This is a genomic window from Arthrobacter sp. UYEF3 (assembly GCF_040546245.1).
Taxonomy (GTDB): domain Bacteria; phylum Actinomycetota; class Actinomycetes; order Actinomycetales; family Micrococcaceae; genus Arthrobacter.
In genome coordinates this window covers 60186-79189 of the sequence record NZ_JBEPNK010000005.1, presented here as the reverse complement: position 1 = coordinate 79189, position 19004 = coordinate 60186, and the positions used below count along the sequence as shown (strand labels likewise).

Here is a 19004-nt window from a genome sequence, read left to right as displayed (position 1 = left end):
CATGAGAACGACTACGTCTGCCGCCTCCGCGGAAACAGGCCACGAGGTCCGCAAATCGGGACTTTTCCGGCGGGCGCTCCGGTCCAAACGCACCGTGGTGGGCCTGGTGCTGAGCCTGGCGGTCCTTGCCGTGGCGTTATTCGGCCCGTATGTGTCCCCGCATTCCGCCACGGACTTTGTGGCGGCGCCTTTCTCCCCGGCCGGCACCGGCGGTCCCTTCGGCACCGACAACCTCGGACGGGACGTCCTGTCCCGGTTCCTTTCCGGCGGACAGTCCCTGATGATCCTCGCGCTCGTCGCCACTGGACTCGGCGTGGGTCTGGGCGCACTGGTGGGAGTGACGGCCGCCTACCGACGCGGCTGGCTGGATGAGTTTCTGATGCGGACCGGGGACGTGGCACTGGCGTTTCCGCAGATCGTGCTCGCCCTGTTGTTCCTCTCCATCATCGGCCCGCAGCTGTGGCTGCTGGTACTGATGGTGGGCCTGGGCCACCTTCCCCGGGTTGCCCGTGTGGTGCGAGGCGCCGCGCTATCCGTGGTGGAGCGGGACTTCATCAAGGCCGCTGAGTCCGTCGGCATTCCCCGCTGGCGCATCATGATCGGCGAGATCATCCCCAACATCAGCAGCACGCTGGCGGTGGAATTCGGCTTACGCCTGACGTACTCGATCGGGCTGGTTGCCGGTCTGAGCTTTCTGGGACTGGGACTGCAGCCGCCCGCTGCGGACTGGGGCCTAATGATCAACGAGAACCGGATTGCCCTGACAATTTCCCCATGGTCGGTTGCCCTGCCCGTCATCGCCATTGCAGTACTGACGGTTGGCACAAACCTGGTGACAGACGGCCTGGCCAAGGCATCCATCGGCAGCGACAAAGGAGTCACGGTATGAGCACGGCCGCACCCACCTTGGAGGTGGAAGACCTTAAAATCATCGGAATTCCGTCGATGGCTGCCATCATCGAGGAACTCTCCCTGGAGGTCCGTCCCGGCGAAATATTGGGGGTCGTCGGAGAATCGGGCTCCGGCAAGACCACGCTTGGTCTGGCACTCCTGAATTATTGCAAGGAAGGCACCGAACTAGGCGGCGGCAGCGTCAGCGTCGCCGGCCAGCAACTGGCCGGATTGCACTGGCGCCAGGTGCGCCAACTCCGCGGGCGCACGGTTGCCTACATCCCCCAGTCGCCTGCGTCGGCGCTGAACCCGGCCCTTCGCATCAGCACCCAGCTGAAGGAATGCCTTTCCGGCCCCTCGGCCCAGGTGCTTGGCCGGGTCCGGCAGGTGCTGCGGGAGGTGGCATTGCCGGACGACGATGCCTTCCTGGCGCGCTACCCGCACCAGCTCTCCGGCGGCCAGCAGCAGCGCGTAGCCATCGCCATGGCTTTCACCGCGCGTCCGGCCCTGATCGTTATGGACGAACCCACAACGGGTCTGGACGTCAGCACCCAGGCCCATGTTCTGGCCACCGTGCGCTCGCTGTGCACGACCTACGATTGCGCCGCCGTCTACATTAGCCACGACATGGCCGTAGTTGCCGAACTCGCCGACCGGATAGCCGTGATGTATTCCGGCCGTATCGTGGAAATCGGCAGCACCGCCGACGTTCTGTCCAATGCACGCCACCCCTACACCGAGCGCCTGCTCCTGGCGGTACCGGACCTTCACGCCAAGCGTCCCATGATCGGCATCCCCGGCCACGCCCCATCGCCGCTGGCCCGGCCGCAGGGCTGCGCCTTCGCACCACGCTGCCCCCTCGCGGACGCCGGATGCGAAACGGACGCCCCCGCAGCCACCGAAGTTGGGCCCCGGCACACGGTGCGGTGCTTCAAACCCGAGCAGCCGCTTCCTCCGGTCCGGGTCCGCATCCCGTCGATCCGTTCGGCCCCTGCCCCGGGACGGAAGGCGGTGATCGACATCGACGGGCTGACCGCCGGCTACGGCAGGAACACTGTTCTGGAAGGCATAACCCTTCAGGCTTATGCCGGGGATTGTTTGGCCCTGCTGGGTGAATCCGGGTCCGGGAAGACCACCTTGAGCCGGTGCATCGCAGGGCTCCATCATGACTACACAGGCTCCATTTCCCTGGACGGAACCACGCTGGCGCCAAGCAGCTTCAAACGCACCAAGGATCAGCGGCGCCGCGTGCAGTACATTTTCCAGAACCCCTATGAGTCCCTGAACCCGCGGCGGACGGTGGAGGAACTGATCCTGCAGCCCGTCACCGCCGTGCGCGGCAAGGTCAGGAATGCCCGCGAGATCGTGGCCACGGCGCTGGAACGTGCATCGCTGCGGCCGGACCACGCCACACGCTATCCGGATCAGCTCAGCGGCGGTGAACGGCAGCGGGTGGCCATCGCCCGCTCACTGGCCACCGAACCCGAGGTCCTCATCTGCGACGAAATCACCTCGGCTCTGGATGTCTCGGTGCAGTCCTCGCTCGTGGACCTGCTGCGCGGGCTGCAGGCGGAAATGGGGCTCACCCTGGTCTTCATCACCCACAACATCGCCCTGGTACGCAACATCGCGCAGCAGGTGGCCGTCCTGGAGCACGGCCGGATCGTCGAATTCGGAGAGGTGGAGGGCATGTTCGCCGACCCCCAGCATCACTACACACAATCGCTGCTCACAGCGACGCCCAACTTCCAGCTTCCCGACCCGCTGAGGGCCTCATGAGCGGCGCACCGGTGCCCGCACCCAGCTTCCACGCCGAAGCGCTGGCAGGAAAGGTTGTCCTGATCACCGGCGGCGGCACCGGCATCGGCCGTGCCGCGGCCCTCGCTATGGCCGGGTGCGGCGCGAAACTCGTGCTCGCCGGCAGGCGCGAGGTCCTCCTGAAGGAAACCGCCGAACTGGTCCGCAGGGCCGGCGGCGAGGCGATCTTCGTCGCAGGGGATATCCGTGAGCCGGAGCAGGCCACCGAACTGGTGGACTGCGCACTCGCCGCCTTCGGCCGGATCGACGTCCTGGTCAACAACGCCGGAGGCCAGTTCCAGTCCCCGGCGGAGGACATCTCACTTAACGGCTGGCGCGCCGTGCACCGTCTCTCGGTGGACGCCGTCTGGAACCTCACCCGCGAGGTGGCGACGCGGACCATGATCCCCAACCGCTCGGGCCTGCTGCTCTTTATGGCCTTCTCGCCCCGCCGCGGTATCCCAGGCATGGTCCATGCCACTGCCGCGCGTGCCGCCGTCGAAAATCTCGCCTCCGGACTGGCCCTGGAGTGGAGCCGCTTCGGCATCCGCTCCGTGGCCGTGGCCCCGGGCAGCATCATGAGCGAGGGCCTGGAACAGTACCCGGCCGAGGCCCGTGCCGAATGGGAACAGGGCATCCCGCTCGGACGTCTCGGCCAGCCGGAAGACGTCGCAGACGTTTTGACGTTTCTGGCCACCGACGCCGCACGCTATATCACTGGAACCACCATCATCATCGACGGCGGAGCGGATGCCTGGGGCTCAGGCCGTCCCGTCCCCGCAAAGGAGCTCTCATGACCTCAATCACGGATCTTTCCGTTCTGCCCGCCACCGATACCGGCAACCTGCAGGCGCTGTTCAACCCCAACGCCGTGGCGATTATCGGCGCAAGCGATGACACCCGGAAATACGGGAACTGGATCGCCGTTCAGGCGCTCAAAGGCGGCATCCCCGTCCACCTGGTGAACCGGAGCAAGCCCACCGTGCTGGGCCGCCCCGCCGTTCCCAGCGTCACCTCCATCGGCAGCCCCGTCGAGCTCGCGGTCATCGCCGTTCCGGCGGCGGGATTTGAGGACGCCGTGGACGACGCCCTGGCCGGAGGCGCCAAGGCGATTGTGGGGATCAGTGCGGGCCTGGGCGAAGCCGGGGGAGAAGGACTCCTGTTGCAGGAACGCATCACCGCCAAAATCCGCGCCGCGGGCGCCCGGTTCCTGGGCCCGAATTGTCTGGGAGTACTCGATCACAGCAGCTCGCTCATGCTGGCCTCCAACGAATTCCCGGTCGGCAACATCGGCGTCATCTCCCAGAGCGGCAACCTTGCCCTGGAACTGGCCACTCTCCTGTCGGACCATGGGCTGGGAGTTTCCCGGTTCGCATCATTAGGCAACCAGGCCGACCTTGACGCCGCGGATCTGATCGACGCATTCGTGGACCACGACGGCACCGCGGCCATCGCCGTGTACTGCGAGGACTTCCGCGACGGACGCCGTTTCGCCAGAGCCGCCCAGCACGCCGCGGAGGCCGGCAAACCTGTTGTGCTGCTGACCGTCGGAGCCACCGAGGCCTCGGTCCGCAACGCGAAGTCGCACACCGGCGCCATGGTCTCCTCCGGAATCGTCGTGGAAGCTGCCTGCCGCGCCTCCGGAATTGAACAAGTCGCCTCGCCCGCCCAGATGGCGCATCTCCTGCAGGCCCTCGTCCGGAGCCGGGTGCCGGCCGGCGCACGCACGGCAGTATTCGCCGACGGCGGCGGGCAGGCGTCGGTGGCCAGCGACAATGCCGCCGGCCAGGGCCTCGACGTCGTCGAGTTCGGCGCCGCGCTGCAGTCGGCCATCGCCGCGGAGCTGCCGCAGACTGCAGCAGTCAGCAACCCGGTGGACGTCGCCGGCGGCGGCGAGCAGGACATCATGTGCTTCCCGCGGGTCCTGAGCCACCTCACGGCGAGCAACGACGTGGACGCCACCCTCATGAGCGGCTATTTCGGCGGGTACGGAAGCTATGGGCCCGAACTCGCAGCACGCGAAGTGGAGGCCGCCCAGGGGATGGCGGCGGAGACGGCCGCGAGCGGCGGCACCGTCCTGGTCCAGACGATGAACTGGCAGTCAGCCGCTGCCTCTGCACTCCGTGACGGAGGCATCCCCGTCTACCGCGGCATCGAGGAAGCCGCGTGGGCACTGGGGCGCCTCGCCCGCCGCCACACCGCACCGGCCACCGGACTTCCCGCGCTGCCGCCCCCGGCACCGCCCGTTGAAGACACGGGATACTACGCCTCACGCCGGCTCCTGGCCAGCGCCGGCATCCCGTTCGCCGGGGCGGCCGAAGTCTCCAGCGAAAACCAGCTGCTGGAGGCTGCGGCAACCCTCCGCTACCCGCTTGTGCTCAAGGCCCTCGGTGACGAACACAAGTCCGACCGCGGGGGTGTCTTCCTCAACCTCGCCGACGAGGCAGCACTGCTCGCGGCCTGGCGGGACGTCGATGCCCGGCTCGCGCCGCCGTCGTGCTCCGTCGAGGAAATGGCGGACCTCGCCGGCGCGGTCGAACTGCTCGTGGGGGTCCGGCGCGATCCGCGCTTCGGTCCGCTGGTGCTGGTGGGCCTGGGCGGGGTCTTTGCCGAAATCCTCCATGACGTGCGCTGCGCCCTCGGTCCGGTGACCGCCGCCCAGGCCAAGGACATGCTGCTGTCCCTGCGCGGGGCGGGGCTTCTGACCGGGGCCCGTGGCCGGGCCCCGGTGGACATCGACGCAGTGGCGGACATCGTCGCACGACTCTCCGCGGTGGCCGCTGCTCACCCGGAAATCGCCGAAATCGAATGCAACCCGGTCGCCGCAATGCCGGCCGGAGCCATCGCGCTGGATGCCCGGATCATACTCGACTGAACCGATCCGCCCAGAGAACCAGGCAGCACCGACATACCAACCAAGAATACCGAGAAAGAGGACCCATGGACTTCCGGATGACTCCCCGCCAGATCGAAATCAAGCAGCGCGCAACTGCCTGGACAAATGAGATGTATCAGTACGAGCTCGACTGTGAAATGAATAACGGACTCACCGATGACCAGCACGCCAAAGTCAGGCAGCTGGTTATCAACCACGGGCTCGCCGCCATCAACATGCCGGCGGAGTGGGGCGGGGCAGGACTCAGCGTGCTGGAACACGCTATTGTCTCCGAAGAAGTGGGAAAGCTGACCGGCGCCCTGTGGGACACGTTGTGGCGCCCGGCCAACGCCCTGAAGGCCTGCACCCCGGCCCAACGCGAGGAATACCTGATCCCCGAAATCCGCGGTGAACGCCGCGACGCCGTCGCCATCACCGAGCCGGAGGCCGGATCGGACCCCCAGAACATCCAGACCACTGCGGTCAAGGACGGCGACCACTACATCATCAATGGTGAGAAGCTCTTCGTCACCGTCGGGGATGCTGCGGACTTCATCCTGGTGCTCGCCGGTGTGGAGGGCGCCCCGACCATGTTCCTGGTGGACAAGGACCTCCCGGGTGTCTCCGTAACGCGCACCCCGCGCTACACGCATACCTTCGTCTACGAACACCCCGAGTTCCTGTTCGAGGACGTGCGCGTCAGCGCAGACAAGATTCTGGGTGAGATCGGCCAGGGCTACGAACTGACGCGGGACTGGTTCGTCGAAGAGCGACTCATGATCGCGGCCCGCACCATCGGCGCCGCCGAACGGGCCACCCTGCTCGCGGCCGAGTTCGCCAAAACCCGTGTGCAGTTCGGCAAGCCCATCCTGGAATTCCAGCTCATCCAGAACATGCTCGCCAAAAACACCGTGGACATCATGACCAACCGTGTCCTGACCTACCAGGTGGCCTGGGAAGCGGACCAGGGGTTGGACCGGAAGCTCCTCAACGCCAAGGCAGCTGTCATCAAGCTGGGCGCCTCCGAGGCGTCCAACCGCTGCGTGGACAACGCCCTGCAAATATTCGGGGGCCGCGGCTACATGCGCGAAAACCCGGTGGAACGCCTGTGGCGCGAGTTGCGAGTGGACCGCATCTGGGAAGGAACCTCGGAGATCCAGACTGTCATCATCGGCAACGAAATCAACAAACGGGGCGCCGAGGGACTGCTGGGCTATGCCGGCGCGGTAGCCAAGTGACGTCCGTTTCACACGCTGCAGAACCACACCGCACCCTGACTGGCCCGGCACCCCGGGATACCGTCGCCGAACCCCTCGTCAAGGTCCAGCGCCACGGCAAGGTCGCGGTGCTGCAGCTCAACCGTCCCGGCAAACTCAATGCCCTTTCCACCGCCTTGGAGCAGGCGCTGCTGGACGCCCTGCACACACCGGAGGTGACGAGTGCGTCTGCCATTGTCTTTACCGGATCGGAGCGGGCATTCTCGGCCGGTGCGGATACTTCCGAACTGCCGGAAATGACACCCCAGAGGATCGCGGCATACTACCGCGGCAGCGGGTCACTCTATGAGGTCGTGTCGCGGCTGCCGCAACCCACCGTGGCCGCAGTGTCGGGGTACTGCCTGGGCGCCGGCTTCGAGCTTGCGCTGGCCTGTGATATCCGGATCGCGGACCAGACCGCCAGCTTCGGCCTGCCGGAGATAGGGCTTGGTATCCTGCCGAGTTCCGGCGGCCTGACCCGGCTGGTCCGCGCCGCCGGCCCTGCCATCGCCCGGGAGATCATCCTGTTCGGCGAGCGGTTCCCGGCGGCCGAGGCCCACCGCCTGGGCCTGATCCGTGAACTGGTACCGGCCAGCGGCGCGCTGGCCGTTGCCCTGACGCGGGCGGAGTTCCTGGCCGGGCAGCCGGCGATGGCGGTGGCCTGGACCAAAGCGGCAATCGACGCCGCAGCGGAGTCCTCGGCCTCGGCGTCGATGCTCATCGAACAGCTGGCCTACGCCGCCCTCAACCGCCCCGCGGGGGAACCCGGATGAGCGTGGGCGAATTTGAGCGGATAGGCGTGCTCGGGTGCGGACTGATGGGTTCTGGCATAGCGGAAGTCTGCGCCCGGGCCGGTGCCGGCGTTGTGGTTGTTGAAGCCAACGACGCCGCGGTGGCCGCAGGGCGCAAACGGCTCACGGCGTCGATGGAAAAGGCGGTGGCTGCCGGCCGTCTGGATTCCGCGGACATGGACGACGCGCTGGCCCGGATCAGCTTCGGCACGGACATCGGGGCCTTCTCGGACCGGCAGCTGGTGATCGAGGCCGTACCCGAAATTATGGATCTCAAGCTCGACGCGTTCCGGCGCATCGACGCTGTGATCCAGGACCCCGGGACGATCCTGGCCTCCAACACCTCAGCCATGCCCATCGGCCGCCTTGCCGCAGCAACCCGGCGGCCGGAAAACGTCCTGGGAGTGCACTTTTTCAATCCAGCACCGGTCCAGCCCCTCGTGGAGCTCGTCACCGGCCTGCAAACGAGCAGCGACACCCTGGCACGGGCCCGCGCTTTCGCGAAGGCTCTCGGCAAGGAAGTCATCGTGGCCACGGACCGTGCCGGGTTCGTGGTCAATGCCCTCCTGATCCCCTACCTGCTCTCCGCCATCCGCATGGTGGAGGCAGGCCACGCCTCGGCGGCCGATATTGACACCGGCATGGTGGCCGGATGTGCACATCCGATGGGTCCTTTGAAACTGACGGATCTGGTGGGCCTGGACACGGCGCTGCATGTGGCCACCGCGCTGTACGAGGAATTCAAGGAACCGCACTACGCCCCGCCGCCGCTGCTCCGGCGCATGGTGGATGCAGGCCTGCTCGGCCGCAAGAGCGGACACGGTTTCTACAACTATGTGTGAGAGGAGAACTCCCATGGATCTCGTCACGGATGCCGTTGAAACGATTCAGGTCCGGAATTCCGGCTTCGATCCGATGGGCCCGGTGGTGTGCACCACTGTCGTGGGGTCCGGCCGCACGGTGAACTACATCGATGACGGCGGGGCCGGCGCTGTTCCGCTGCTCTTCCTCGGCGGTGCCGGAACGACCGTCCGGGCCTTCAGGCTTCTGGAGTTCGCCCGGTCCTTCCGGCAGGAATTGGGGATCCGTGTGGTGTCCGTGGAGCGCAACGGGCTGGGGCAGACGGTGTTCGATCCCGCCGTCGGACCAGAAGAGTACGCCCAGGACGTCTGGTCGCTGCTGGACACCCTGGGCATCGGGGAGGTCTCCGTGCTTGCGATTTCCGGCGGCGGACCTTACGCCGCTGCGATCATCGCAGCGCGCCCGCGGCAGATCCGCTCCCTGCATCTGGCCTGCGCCTTCGCGGAGAGGCCTGAGGGCGCGGACGCCCCCCTGGAGACGGGCACCGTGGCTGCGGACCCGGTGGCCTGGTGGCGGTTCCCGGCCGGAAGTTCCGTCCACTCGATTCCCGGCTTCAGGGACTCGGTGATCGAGGAGGCCACGCGGGGGGTCTTTGCGAAAGGACGCGACGTTCCCCCCGAAGGGCTGCGCCAGGCCTTCGAACTGTACGCCTCCGAGCCGCTTCGGGACCTGTCGTCCGTCCGGGCCCCGGTGTTTCTGTACTGGGGGAGCGCAGACGAACTGGTCCCCTTGGAACAGATGCGGCGCTGGAAGTCAGCGCTGGCAGGGCGCAAAACGGTGGAACGGGTCTATCCGGGCGAGGGCCACGATGTCCAATACCGGCACTGGGACCAGATCCTGACCGATGTGAAATACCTCGGCCACCGGATCATCGCCAGCCGCTGCGGACGGACACAACTCATCGTGCCTGGCCAAGAGGAAGACTTCCTTGCAGCGGGCGGCAGTCTCGGTCTCGCCGCCTGGCAAGAACCAGCGGACGCACCACTTGAGGCCTACCCGGACGCCCAATTTCAGCGGTAATGGGCTGCCGCACCCACTTCGGTCCCCCTCGGCAGAAAGGACAAGGGCTGCGCAGGTGCCGTCATGACCGTGTCCGCCACTGCAGGAAACCTGGTGTCTTGGGCCGGTGCGCTCGCTGTCAGGTAACTCTCAACCAGTACTTCCGGGACCCTATTCCGTACCGGCCGCCCAGCGCGGGGAGCGGCGACCTCAGCGGGCAGCGCCGAGTCCGGCCAGCTTCAGGATCAGCTGCAGTCCCTCGGGGGTGCCGGGCCAGTGCCGCTTCACGGCATCTTCGCCGGCCCGGGCGACCACGGAGCGCAGCACCAGGGCGACAATGACGACGTCGTCCGCGTAGCCGATCACCGGAATGAAGTCCGGCACCAGGTCGACCGGCGAGAGCAGGTACACCAGGAGCAGGGCCAGTCGGACGCGCACGCCCGCCGCGACGGTGCTGTCGGCCAGCAGCCGGCGGATCAGCCGGAGCAGGTCAGGCAGCAACCTCAGGGCGTCCTTCATGGTGATGGTCTCGGGGTGCTGCCGCGCATAGCCCCAAAGCAGAACCAGCAGTACCGCGTAGACCAGCAAGAGGCCGCCTATCACGCCGGCAACGGTTTCCCATGTCATTGTCTCAACGGTACGTGGTTCCGTAGGTGGACCCGAAGGCGGCACCGAATGCCGCGCCCAACACGGTTCCCGGCAACGGTGACTGCGGCGGGAGCGGACGATCGGGCCGTTCCGCGCGGATGGCGTCCTCAAGCAGTGCCGCCGGGCGTCGCCAGGCGTCCGACCCGGCTTCCATGGTGTCCACCACGCCGATCAGCATGGCCAGAAGTCGGATCATGTCCGTCATCGAGATGTCGCTGCGCAGCGTGCCCTGGCCCTGGCCGCGGCCCAGCAGCACGGCCACGGAATCGATCAGGTCGCCGGTGATGCCGGTGAGTACGCCTCGGCGCCCAGCCACCGCGCCGAGGAGGTTCGCCTCGTCACTGGCGACCCCCATCAGAGCATCGACAACACGGAACAGCCCTTCGGCGGCGTCTTTGCCTGCCAGGGCCTCCTCCATGACCGGATTGACCAGCAGCTTCAGTTGCTGGTGCAGGGCCGCGAGGACGAGTTCCTCCTTGTCGGCGAAGTTCCGGAACAGCGTGGCGGGGCCAACCCCGGCGGTGACGGCTATGGTCTGCAACGGCACTTCTGGACCGTACTGGCGGAAGCACTGGCGGGCAGCGGCAATGATCTTATTGACGTTGCGTGCGGCATCCGCACGGAGTGGCCTGCGGTCTACTGCCCGGTTCATTTGCTCAGGGTAGCAACGCGAACGTGGAGGAAACCTGTTACCGGCCGGTACGCCTAATTGTGACGTGTCGGCGTCAGTTGCGGCCCTTAATGAGCTCCGTCAGGACGTGGCAGACTGGAGCCATGTTGCTCGCATTTTCTGTCGCGCCTTCAGGCCTCCCCGCCGGCGCCGAAGCTGGTTCCGCAGCCGACGACGCCTCCGTCCACGACGCCGTCGCCGCGGCGGTGCGGATCGTCCGGGAATCGGGCCTGCCGAACCACACGGACTCCATGTTCACCACGATTGAGGGCGACTGGGATGAGGTGTTCGACGTCGTGAAGCGGGCCACGGAAGCAGTGGGCCGTTACGGCAGCCGCGTCTCCCTCGTCATTAAGGCGGACATCCGCCCCGGGTACTCCGGCGAACTGACCGCGAAACTGGACCGGCTGGAACAGGCCCTGGGCGACTAGGAAGGCCCTATCTGGGGCGGGCGGCCAGTGCTGCCGACAGCGCCGTCGCCGAGCTGGTGCTGCTGTTGATCCGCCAGTCCATTTCCTTATTGAAGTTAAACCAGACCACCGCTGTGACGTCGGCCTGGGCAGCCAGATAGCTGATTAGTCCTGTGTTCCAGTCCGCCTTGGAGCCACCTTGTTCCGCGGAGGACGTTTCCGCCACGAGCACTTGCTTTCCCGGCGCAAGCCGTCTCAATTCGGCGAGGCCCGGTCCGAAAAGCTCCGAGGGCGAAATCCAGCTGCTCCAGGCTGCTGACGTACCCCGGTTGTAGCCGTCGAGGGCCACCGCGTCTACGTAAGCGGGACCGGGATACAGCGCATCCAGCGGACTGGATCCCTGATAAGGGACGTTCGGATTCCAAAGCCAGGTGACGTTGGAGGCCCCGGTCGCGGTGACGACGTCGTGGACGTGCCGCCAGGCGGCCACATAGTCACCGGCTCCGTTGCCGTTGATCCCCTCGGACCAGGGGTACCAGTTCCCGTTCATCTCGTGACCGAAGCGCAACATCACCGGGTGCCCCCAGGCCGCCAGCGATTCGCCCCACTGCCGCAAATAGGGATCGAAGCTTCCCGCGGTGATCCGGTCCAGGGCATAGGCAGGCTGGTTCGTTCCGCCGCCCCAGGCCCACGGCTCCCAGGTCAGCAGGGTGACCGCGCCGCGCTTGCGGGCGGCGTCCAGCTCCGCGATAGGCGTGGCCTGATTGAAGTCCTTATAGGACAAGATGACAGACGGTGCCTCGCCGGTAAGGGAGGCAACTTCGTCCAGTTCGGCGGAAGCCAGCGGTCCGCCAGGGGTGCCGACGCCGAAACGGAGGGGCGAACTGCTGATAGCCGGCGGCGTGGGTCCAGTCGCCGGCGTGGACGCGACGACGGTAAAGGCCGCCGAAGCCTTCACGGTGCCGGACGCTGACAGAACCTCGAGTAGCGGTTGGGCCGTCGGTGGGATCACTACGTCTGCCGTGAAATAACCGGAGGCGCTGACCTTGAAGGCGGCCGAACTGGTGCCGGCGTTGAGGCTGCCGGAGCTCTTCGTGGGGAAACCGGTGCCGGTAACGGTGACCGTGGTGCCGGCCGGCCCCTGCGCCGGGCTCAGGCTAATGGACGCAGAGGCGGCCCGCGCGGGTATCGCCCCGAATGACAGGCTCAGCGCCATGAGCGCGACGACGCCGGCCAGGTTTCTCAGTGGCTTCATGGGGACTCCTTAACCTGGCCCCGGGCTAGGCGGGGCTTCCTCACGGTGCGTGGCCCGCTTAGCGGAAGCCTCACCATTCAGTATCCGTCAGGACCGCCCCCTCCAGGGGGCCAAAAGGAGCAAGAGAGCACGAGGATTGTCCAAGGATTTCGCTTAGTCGTGTAGCGGGGACTTGGACAGGATCCAGGTGTTGGTCCCGTCTTGGCGCTTGAACGTCACAGTGGTCACGAGGGCGCGGATGAGGGCGAGTCCACGCCCGGATTCGGCATCGCCGTCGGGCATGGCAGCGTCCGCGTCCAGGGGATCGGGGCTGGCGGCGCCAAAGGCGCTCACCTGTGCCTCCAGCCTGATGCGCGTCACGATAATATCGACCCCGAGTTCCACAGGCTTTGCGGATTCGGGAATGGCATGCTGCACCACGTTGCTGGCAGCTTCGATGACGGCCGTGGCGAACGTCATTCGGTCCATGTCGGGAACAAACGAAGCGTCCTCCCACAGCTCGTCCAGCTCCGTGTGGACGGCGTCGATTGCTTCCGGCAGTGCCGCTTGGCGGAGCGTCCGCCTGGCGAGGACGTCAGTCATCACCGAAGGCCAAGGCTGCGGAGGCGTGTGACGTCAGGACTTTGTCCATGCTCGTGAGGCCCAGGACCATTTGGACTTGGGGCTGGACCGCCGCGATCCGGAGATCGCCGCCTGCCTGCCGGGCGGCTTTGAGGCAGCCGATGAGGGCTCCAAGTCCGGAAGAGTCCATGAATGTTGTCTCTTCCAGGTTGATCACGATCCGGGCGGAACCGGCAGCGACAACTTCCGCGACCATTTCCCGCAGTTTCGGCGCCGACACCATGTTGAGTCGGCCGGCGGCTGAAATCTCGGCGTAGCGGTCTTTCACTTCATAGCTCAGGTTCACGGATGGCCCTTTCGGTGGGGGTTTCGATGCTGCTGTCCGCCTCATCGCCGGACTCGCCGGCAGCGTCGTAGCCTCGGTAAAGGACGGCCCGGACCAGGACGCTCATGACGATCAAGTCGAACACCACCCAGAATACGTTGACGAGTGTGCCGACCGGCTCGGACATTCCGGCGGCAAGCCGCGCAATCCCGATAACCGACGCGACCAACAAAACGACGGAGACGGCAATCTGCGGTCGGATCAGGCTCCACCGCGGACCGCCGGACTGGCGGTCCTTGGGCGTAACGGCGAAACCGAGGGGACGCCCGAACCAGACGTTCCGGGCCGCCGTCGTACATGCTTTGATCCAGGTGGGAAACAGGGCGAGGCTGTATTGCTGCCCGCGCCAGGTGGGGATGCCCCTGCCGGCCACGGCAAAGAGGAGTTGGTTGACCACCATGAACGGAATGAACCTCAGGAAGAAGTCTGCGCTAAGGCTGGCGACGGGCAGGATCCCGAAGAGCAGGTAGATGATCGGCGCCGCGAAGTAGACGACGGCGGCGAACCCGCTGAAGTAAGTCCACATTGTCGCGAAGTACATCAGTCGCTGGCCCCACTTCAGTCCCCGTTGGAGCAGGGGGTTCTCCCGCAGGAAGACCTGGATGGTGCCCTGGGCCCACCGGAGCCGCTGGGTCAGCATGGTGCCGATGTCTTCGGGGGCCAGCCCGTAAGCAAGAATTTCATGGTGGTAAACGCTCTGCCATCCCATCGCGTGCATGCGCATGGCCGTTGCCATGTCCTCAGTCACGGAGATCGTGGCCAGCGGCATGACCGGCTGGGCCTCGCCGGTCCGTTCGACCGATAGGGCGTCGAGCACCGCTTGGACGGACTCGACTGCCCCGAGCGGAGACCAGTCACGGGCCGCCATGCGCTGCACCGCGTCATCGGTGACCACCGGGACGCCTGCTTCGCCGACCTCCACCGGCGACATCGCGGCGATCTCTTCCAGATCCGCTTGGAGGGCGGACACATCGGCCAGCACCAACGTTTGGACAGCCTGGTCCACCCGCCGCCGCGCCCGGTAGGTGATCTCGCTCAGTGAGCCGCCGGCATCGAGTTGGCGGCGGGCTTCCTGGGTGGCCGCTTCGACCTCGTCGAGCGTCTGCTGCAGCAGCGCGGATTCGTCGGACGCCGCCTTGCGTGCCTTGCGGATCGCGGCCCGGGACGCGCTGAGGGCGCGCCGGATGCTCTTTTCGGTTTCCCTGACATACCCGACCAATCCCAGTTGCATGAGGGCCTCCCGGCGGAGGACAGCGTTGGAGCCGCAGAAGAACGCTGCGTTCCAACCGTCTTTGCCCTGCTGTATCGGCCCGTAAAACAAGGGGGCTTGGCTGCCCATAGGGTCATTCGCCGGGACGTTGCTGAAGTATTGGGGAGTCTGGACGAGGGCAACTTTACGGTTGTTGAAGTAGCCGAGCGTCTTGTCCAGAATATCCGGCTCGGGGATCTGGTCCGCGTCAAGGATGAGCAGGAATTCGCCCTCGGTCTGCATCAGGGCGTTGTTCAGGTTTCCGGCCTTGGCGTGCCGGGGCATCCCGCTCCACTCCACGCTGCGGGTCACGTAGCCGAGCCCGTTCGCAGCGGCAAGATCCCGGAGTTCGGGCCGGTCTCCGTCGTCCAGGATCCAGGTGCTGTGGGGGTGCCGGATCTTCTGGGCGGCACGCGCCGTCGTCATCACCAGGCCCAGGGGCTCGTTGTACGTCGTGATGAAAACGTCCACGGTGGCGTCCGCCGGAGCCGGTGCCGGCGGGGTGCGTGATTTGAGCCGCCAGACCGTCATGCCGAAGAGCAGCACATCGATCAGACTGAAGGTTTCAGCGGCGACCAGCGGCACAGCTATCCACCACGCGTCCCAGTTAAGCGACGCGAGCCAGCGCCAGGCAACATAGTTGACGCCGGCCAGCAGCGTCAGCACCGCAAGAAGCCGTACCCAGAAGATCTTCATGCCCGCCCCCTTTGCGCTGCGTGGGTAAAGGTGGACGCCGTCAGGGTCCGTCGAGCGCGCGGCGATCCTGTCACGCCGGAGTCCTTTCGCGAGGGGCGGGGTAGCCGGGGCCGTCCCGGCGGACGGCCAGGATGGTCACGTCATCCGGGTTGGCTGTCCCAAGCGCGCGCCGGTGCACCAAGTCGACGAGGTCCGCGGCAGATGTCGCGGCGGCGGCGAGTTTTCCAATCTCTTCGACGGCGGCGAGCGTTCCGTCGTAGAGGTCAAGGACACCGTCGCTGAAGCTGACGATCATGTCTCCGGGGTCCAGTCGGGTCTCGAATGATTCCCAGTGGGTATCGGGGAGCAGCCCCACCGGGATGTTATCCGAGGCCAGGCGCTCCCAGGTGCCATCGGTCCGGATGACCAGGGTCAGCCCGTGGCCGGCGTCCGAGAACAAAATGCGCCCGTCGGATGCCCGGAGCCGGGCGTGGAAAAGCGTGGCAAACGAGCCGGCCTGGCCCAGGTCGGTGGCAAGGCAGTCCTGCGTCAGCTGCAGCGCCGTCACAGGGTCATTGCTGTTCTTGGCGCTGCGAATGACGGCCCGGGTGGTGGCGGCAATCATGCCGGCCCCGGCGCCCTTGCCCATGACGTCGCCGAGGGTGAACCCGAGCCCGCCATCGATGAGGTACCAGTCGAAGAAATCTCCGCCCACAGCTTTTGAGGGGATGCACGCCCCAGCGGTCTCGTATCCCCGTAAGGGTGCGGCGTTCTTTGGCAGCAGGAAACGTTGAATTTGCGCTGCCCGGCCAAGTTCTGCCGTCGCCGCGGCGGCTTGCTCCCGGGCCGTGTGCAGGCGGCGTCGTGCCCGTCGTGCCAGCTCGTTGACCACCACAGCGACCAGGATGAAGATGAGCGTGCTGTAGAACCCCCGGGAAAGCTCGTTCGGGTTCTCTTCGATGCTCGAGCCGAGGGCGAACGGAACCATAATCGCCACGGTGGCCCCGACGGCCGGGTAGACAACATAGCGCCGTCCTTCCTTGGCCGCGAACCACAGCACCGGGAGTAGGACAAGCGAGGCATAGATGGAGTGACTCTCGCCGGTGCCATGACGCAAGAAGCCGGCCGCCAGGAAATCCAGGGAGGGGACGATTAACGCGAAACGTGCCGGGCCCGGCCTGACCGCAACCGCGGCGAAGACGGTGGCTGCAACGGTCAGGATCGACCCCGTAGCGACTGCGCCCGGGTTGCTTACTGTCAGTGTCGGGATGATGACGCTCATGGCCACGGCGACGGCGAAGAAGAGGAGGAATGGGGCTTGTTTTAAGGACGGTGAAAGTTCGTCCACGCCCGTCAAAATGGCGTCACCCGCCGTCGTTCTTGCCATTGATTCCCTCATGATCCGCAAAGTCTTCCCGGTGGTCGCTCCGGTATCCTGCCGGGCTTCAAGCGGCAAGCCCCGCAGCTGCTGCCTAGGACGATTCCTCATCCCGCCGGAGGAGGATCGCTGTGATGTCGTCCAGGATGACGGGTTGTCCTCGGCGGTCACACAATTTCTTGACAGTTGCGTCCGGGTGCGTGTCCGGCTGGCGGTCACTTATCGCTGCGGCCAGACTGCCGAGGTCCCCGCCGTGCAGGTCCAGGAGTCCGTCGGTCGGAATTAGGATGGCATCCCCGGGGGCGAGGCGAAAGCTGCGCGTCTCCCAGGTCTGGCCCGCCACTAGGCCCATGGGCGGCCCTGTCGGGGCGAGACGGTCGAGGGTGTTGTCCGCGCGCAGGATGTGGCTCAAACCCTGCCCGGCGTCCGCGTACTGGCCGTTGCCGGTCACTGGGTCAACTACAGCGTGAACAATGGTGGCATAGGACCCGACGCGGGCCAGCCTTTCGTCGAGTCGCCCCGCAACATCCGCGAAGATTCCGGACGGAGGGGCATCCCAGCTGTGGTTTGCGAAGGCGGAGCTGACGGTGCCGGCGACGAGCCCGGGCCCGACGCCCTTGCCCATGGCGTCGCCGACAGTGATGCGGAATTGCCCGGACGGCGTCGTGCCCAGCTCGTAGAAGTCCCCGCTAAGCCCGAACGCCGGATAGAAGCACGTGCCCAGCGAGTACCCTGCAGGTACCGGAGGACTGGCTGGCAGCAGGGCGCGTTGCACGAGTGCCCCCTGAGCGATATCCCAAGAGAGGTTCATCTCGCGCTGGATGATTTTGGTCAGATCCTCCAGGATCTCCTGCTGCTCTGCGCTAAACGATCTGGGGACCTGGTCGATGATGCAAAATGTTCCTACGTGGGTACCGCCGGGACCGGTAAGCGGGTGGCCCGCGTAGAACTTGATATGAGGGTTGCCAGTCACGAGCGGGCTCTGCTTAAAACGGTCGTCGGTGAGGGCGTTCTCGACGATCAGGGATCCGGAGGACTTGATCGTTTCCGTGCAAAATGTGCCGTGCCGCTCCGATTCGCGGGAAAGCGGACCAACGAAAGATTTCAAGTACTGACGGTTCTCGCCGACCAGGGAGATGCTGGCGGCGCTCACGCCGAAAAGCCGTTGGGCAAGCCGCGTTATCCGGTCGAAGCGTTCTTCCGATGGCGTATCCAGGAGGCGCGTCATGGAGAGGTCCTCCAGCCGGCTCCGCTCCGGGGCCTCTGGACCGTGGAATGGAGTCTGGAATTGGTAGCCCGTGCTTGTCATATGTCCTTCACAAATCTGAGGTGGTCCCCCAACAGGGTCGAACAGGGCCCCGTTGCCGCTGCCCACACCGCCGCGCGCCCTTCGGACAAGCGTATCGCCAGCTCAGAGACCGGTTCCTCGCTCGGGCTACCCTATCGCCGATTGGAAGACGGGACGTTGTCACGCTCCAGAAGTCCCCCGGGTCGGGCCTTCGGCACGACTATGGAGATGTGGGGGCCCGGGCCTACCCTCCGACTCGAGCAGCTGCAAGACTGGGCCTCATGGTCGAGCATCAGCCCACGTCCCGCTGGATCGCCGTCGAGGAATACCTGACCGCCGTCGTGGTCCAACCCGATGACTCGCTGCGGCGCGCTGCGGCCGCCGCCGTGGAAGCGGGGCTGCCGCCCATCGAAGTCGCGCCCAACGCCGGGAAACTCCTGAAGCTGCTGGTCCAGCTTTCCGGCGCCCGGCGCGTATTGGAGATCGGCACGCTGGCCGGGTTCAGCACCATCTGGATGGCTCAGGGACTGCCCGACGGCGGCAGGCTCATCACCTGCGAGTACGTGCCCCGGCATGCCGGGGTGGCGCGCGCCAATCTCGACCGGGCCGGGCTGGGCCACCTGGTGGAGATCCGGGTCGGCGCGGCCCTGGACACGCTGCGCCAGTTGGCAAGCGAGGGCGCCGAGCCCTTCGATTTTGTGTTTATCGACGCGGACAAGGAAAACAACCCGCGGTACCTGGACTGGGCCATCCGGCTCGGCCGGCCCGGCACCACCGTGGTGATGGACAACGTCGTCTAAGAGGGTGCGGTGCTGGAACCGGCCCTGGACCCCGTTAACACTCCCGGGATCATCTCGGCGCTGCAACTGATGGGCGAGGACCCACGGCTCGACGCCACGGTGATCCAGACGGTCGGGTCGAAAGGCTGGGACGGCTTCGCCCTCGCCCTCGTGCGGTAGTGCAGAGATCGTGAGAAAGCGCGGATCGGCCAAATGCTAAGTATGCTGAGAATTGT

General features: G+C 66.2%; 17 protein-coding genes and 1 pseudogene. 10 read left to right on the top strand and 8 right to left on the bottom strand.

Annotated elements, in window-relative coordinates; translation table 11 throughout:
* Window position 1 precedes the first annotated feature (1 nt).
* From ABIB14_RS05145 to ABIB14_RS05110, 8 genes are all read left to right on the top strand, one after another.
* Window positions 2-889, top strand: coding sequence for an ABC transporter permease (locus ABIB14_RS05145; RefSeq protein WP_354234568.1), 888 nt, complete (start codon window positions 2-4; stop codon window positions 887-889).
* Window positions 886-2670, top strand: coding sequence for an ABC transporter ATP-binding protein (locus ABIB14_RS05140; RefSeq protein ID WP_354234566.1), 1785 nt, complete (start codon window positions 886-888; stop codon window positions 2668-2670). The genes ABIB14_RS05145 and ABIB14_RS05140 overlap by 4 nt, the downstream gene beginning before the upstream one ends.
* Window positions 2667-3485 carry an SDR family NAD(P)-dependent oxidoreductase gene (locus ABIB14_RS05135; protein ID WP_354234564.1) on the top strand — a complete coding sequence of 273 codons (819 nt, stop codon included), beginning with the start codon at window positions 2667-2669 and terminating at the stop codon, window positions 3483-3485. Before ABIB14_RS05140 ends, ABIB14_RS05135 begins: the two co-directional genes overlap by 4 nt.
* Window positions 3482-5563, top strand: a complete 2082-nt coding sequence (locus ABIB14_RS05130) for an acetate--CoA ligase family protein (RefSeq protein WP_354234562.1) — start codon at window positions 3482-3484, stop codon at window positions 5561-5563. The genes ABIB14_RS05135 and ABIB14_RS05130 overlap by 4 nt, the downstream gene beginning before the upstream one ends.
* A gap of 77 nt (window positions 5564-5640) precedes the next feature.
* A complete protein-coding gene (locus ABIB14_RS05125) occupies window positions 5641-6801 on the top strand; it encodes an acyl-CoA dehydrogenase family protein (RefSeq protein ID WP_354234560.1) in 1161 nt (386 codons plus the stop codon).
* The gene (locus ABIB14_RS05120) at window positions 6798-7592 is read left to right on the top strand and encodes an enoyl-CoA hydratase/isomerase family protein (RefSeq protein ID WP_354234558.1); all 795 of its coding nucleotides are present in this window, start codon (window positions 6798-6800) and stop codon (window positions 7590-7592) included. The genes ABIB14_RS05125 and ABIB14_RS05120 overlap by 4 nt, the downstream gene beginning before the upstream one ends.
* The gene (locus tag ABIB14_RS05115) at window positions 7589-8452 is read left to right on the top strand and encodes a 3-hydroxybutyryl-CoA dehydrogenase (RefSeq protein WP_354234556.1); all 864 of its coding nucleotides are present in this window, start codon (window positions 7589-7591) and stop codon (window positions 8450-8452) included. The genes ABIB14_RS05120 and ABIB14_RS05115 overlap by 4 nt, the downstream gene beginning before the upstream one ends.
* 13 nt (window positions 8453-8465) lie before the next feature.
* The gene (locus ABIB14_RS05110) at window positions 8466-9491 is read left to right on the top strand and encodes an alpha/beta fold hydrolase (protein WP_354234554.1); all 1026 of its coding nucleotides are present in this window, start codon (window positions 8466-8468) and stop codon (window positions 9489-9491) included.
* A gap of 189 nt (window positions 9492-9680) precedes the next feature.
* Here the strand turns inward: ABIB14_RS05110 and ABIB14_RS05105 are convergent, their stop codons facing one another.
* Window positions 9681-10097 carry a YkvA family protein gene (locus ABIB14_RS05105; RefSeq protein ID WP_354234552.1) on the bottom strand — a complete coding sequence of 139 codons (417 nt, stop codon included), beginning with the start codon at window positions 10095-10097 and terminating at the stop codon, window positions 9681-9683.
* Between the two features lie 4 nt (window positions 10098-10101).
* On the bottom strand, window positions 10102-10770 hold the full coding sequence (locus tag ABIB14_RS05100; RefSeq protein WP_354234551.1) for a TetR/AcrR family transcriptional regulator: 669 nt from the start codon (window positions 10768-10770) through the stop codon (window positions 10102-10104).
* A gap of 122 nt (window positions 10771-10892) precedes the next feature.
* Between ABIB14_RS05100 and ABIB14_RS05095 the strand changes: the two genes are divergently transcribed.
* Entirely contained in the window at window positions 10893-11219 is a 327-nt protein-coding gene (locus ABIB14_RS05095) for a thiamine-binding protein (RefSeq protein ID WP_354234550.1), read from the top strand.
* A 7-nt stretch (window positions 11220-11226) separates the two neighbouring features.
* Here ABIB14_RS05095 and ABIB14_RS05090 read toward each other — a convergent pair whose 3' ends face one another.
* The 6 genes from ABIB14_RS05090 to ABIB14_RS05065 all read right to left on the bottom strand — a co-directional run bounded on the left by ABIB14_RS05090 (window position 11227) and on the right by ABIB14_RS05065 (window position 17929).
* Window positions 11227-12453, bottom strand: coding sequence for a glycoside hydrolase family 26 protein (locus tag ABIB14_RS05090; RefSeq protein ID WP_354234549.1), 1227 nt, complete (start codon window positions 12451-12453; stop codon window positions 11227-11229).
* Window positions 12454-12606: 153 nt separating this feature from the next.
* Complete coding sequence (locus ABIB14_RS05085; protein ID WP_354234547.1) at window positions 12607-13035, bottom strand: ATP-binding protein; 429 nt, start codon at window positions 13033-13035, stop codon at window positions 12607-12609.
* Window positions 13028-13360 (bottom strand): STAS domain-containing protein, encoded by a 333-nt coding sequence (locus ABIB14_RS05080; protein ID WP_354234545.1) that lies wholly within the window; start codon window positions 13358-13360, stop codon window positions 13028-13030. Before ABIB14_RS05080 ends, ABIB14_RS05085 begins: the two co-directional genes overlap by 8 nt.
* The gene (locus ABIB14_RS05075) at window positions 13344-15344 is read right to left on the bottom strand and encodes a glycosyltransferase family 2 protein (RefSeq protein WP_354234543.1); all 2001 of its coding nucleotides are present in this window, start codon (window positions 15342-15344) and stop codon (window positions 13344-13346) included. Before ABIB14_RS05075 ends, ABIB14_RS05080 begins: the two co-directional genes overlap by 17 nt.
* 70 nt (window positions 15345-15414) lie before the next feature.
* Window positions 15415-16710 carry a PP2C family protein-serine/threonine phosphatase gene (locus ABIB14_RS05070; protein WP_354234541.1) on the bottom strand — a complete coding sequence of 432 codons (1296 nt, stop codon included), beginning with the start codon at window positions 16708-16710 and terminating at the stop codon, window positions 15415-15417.
* Between the two features lie 85 nt (window positions 16711-16795).
* Window positions 16796-17929: a GAF domain-containing SpoIIE family protein phosphatase gene (locus tag ABIB14_RS05065; RefSeq protein ID WP_354234539.1), complete on the bottom strand. Its 1134-nt coding sequence runs from the start codon at window positions 17927-17929 to the stop codon at window positions 16796-16798.
* Window positions 17930-18270: 341 nt separating this feature from the next.
* On the opposite strand from ABIB14_RS05065, the pseudogene ABIB14_RS05060 reads away from it, so the two are divergent.
* A pseudogene (locus ABIB14_RS05060) lies at window positions 18271-18948 on the top strand (O-methyltransferase).
* Window positions 18949-19004: the final 56 nt, after the last annotated feature.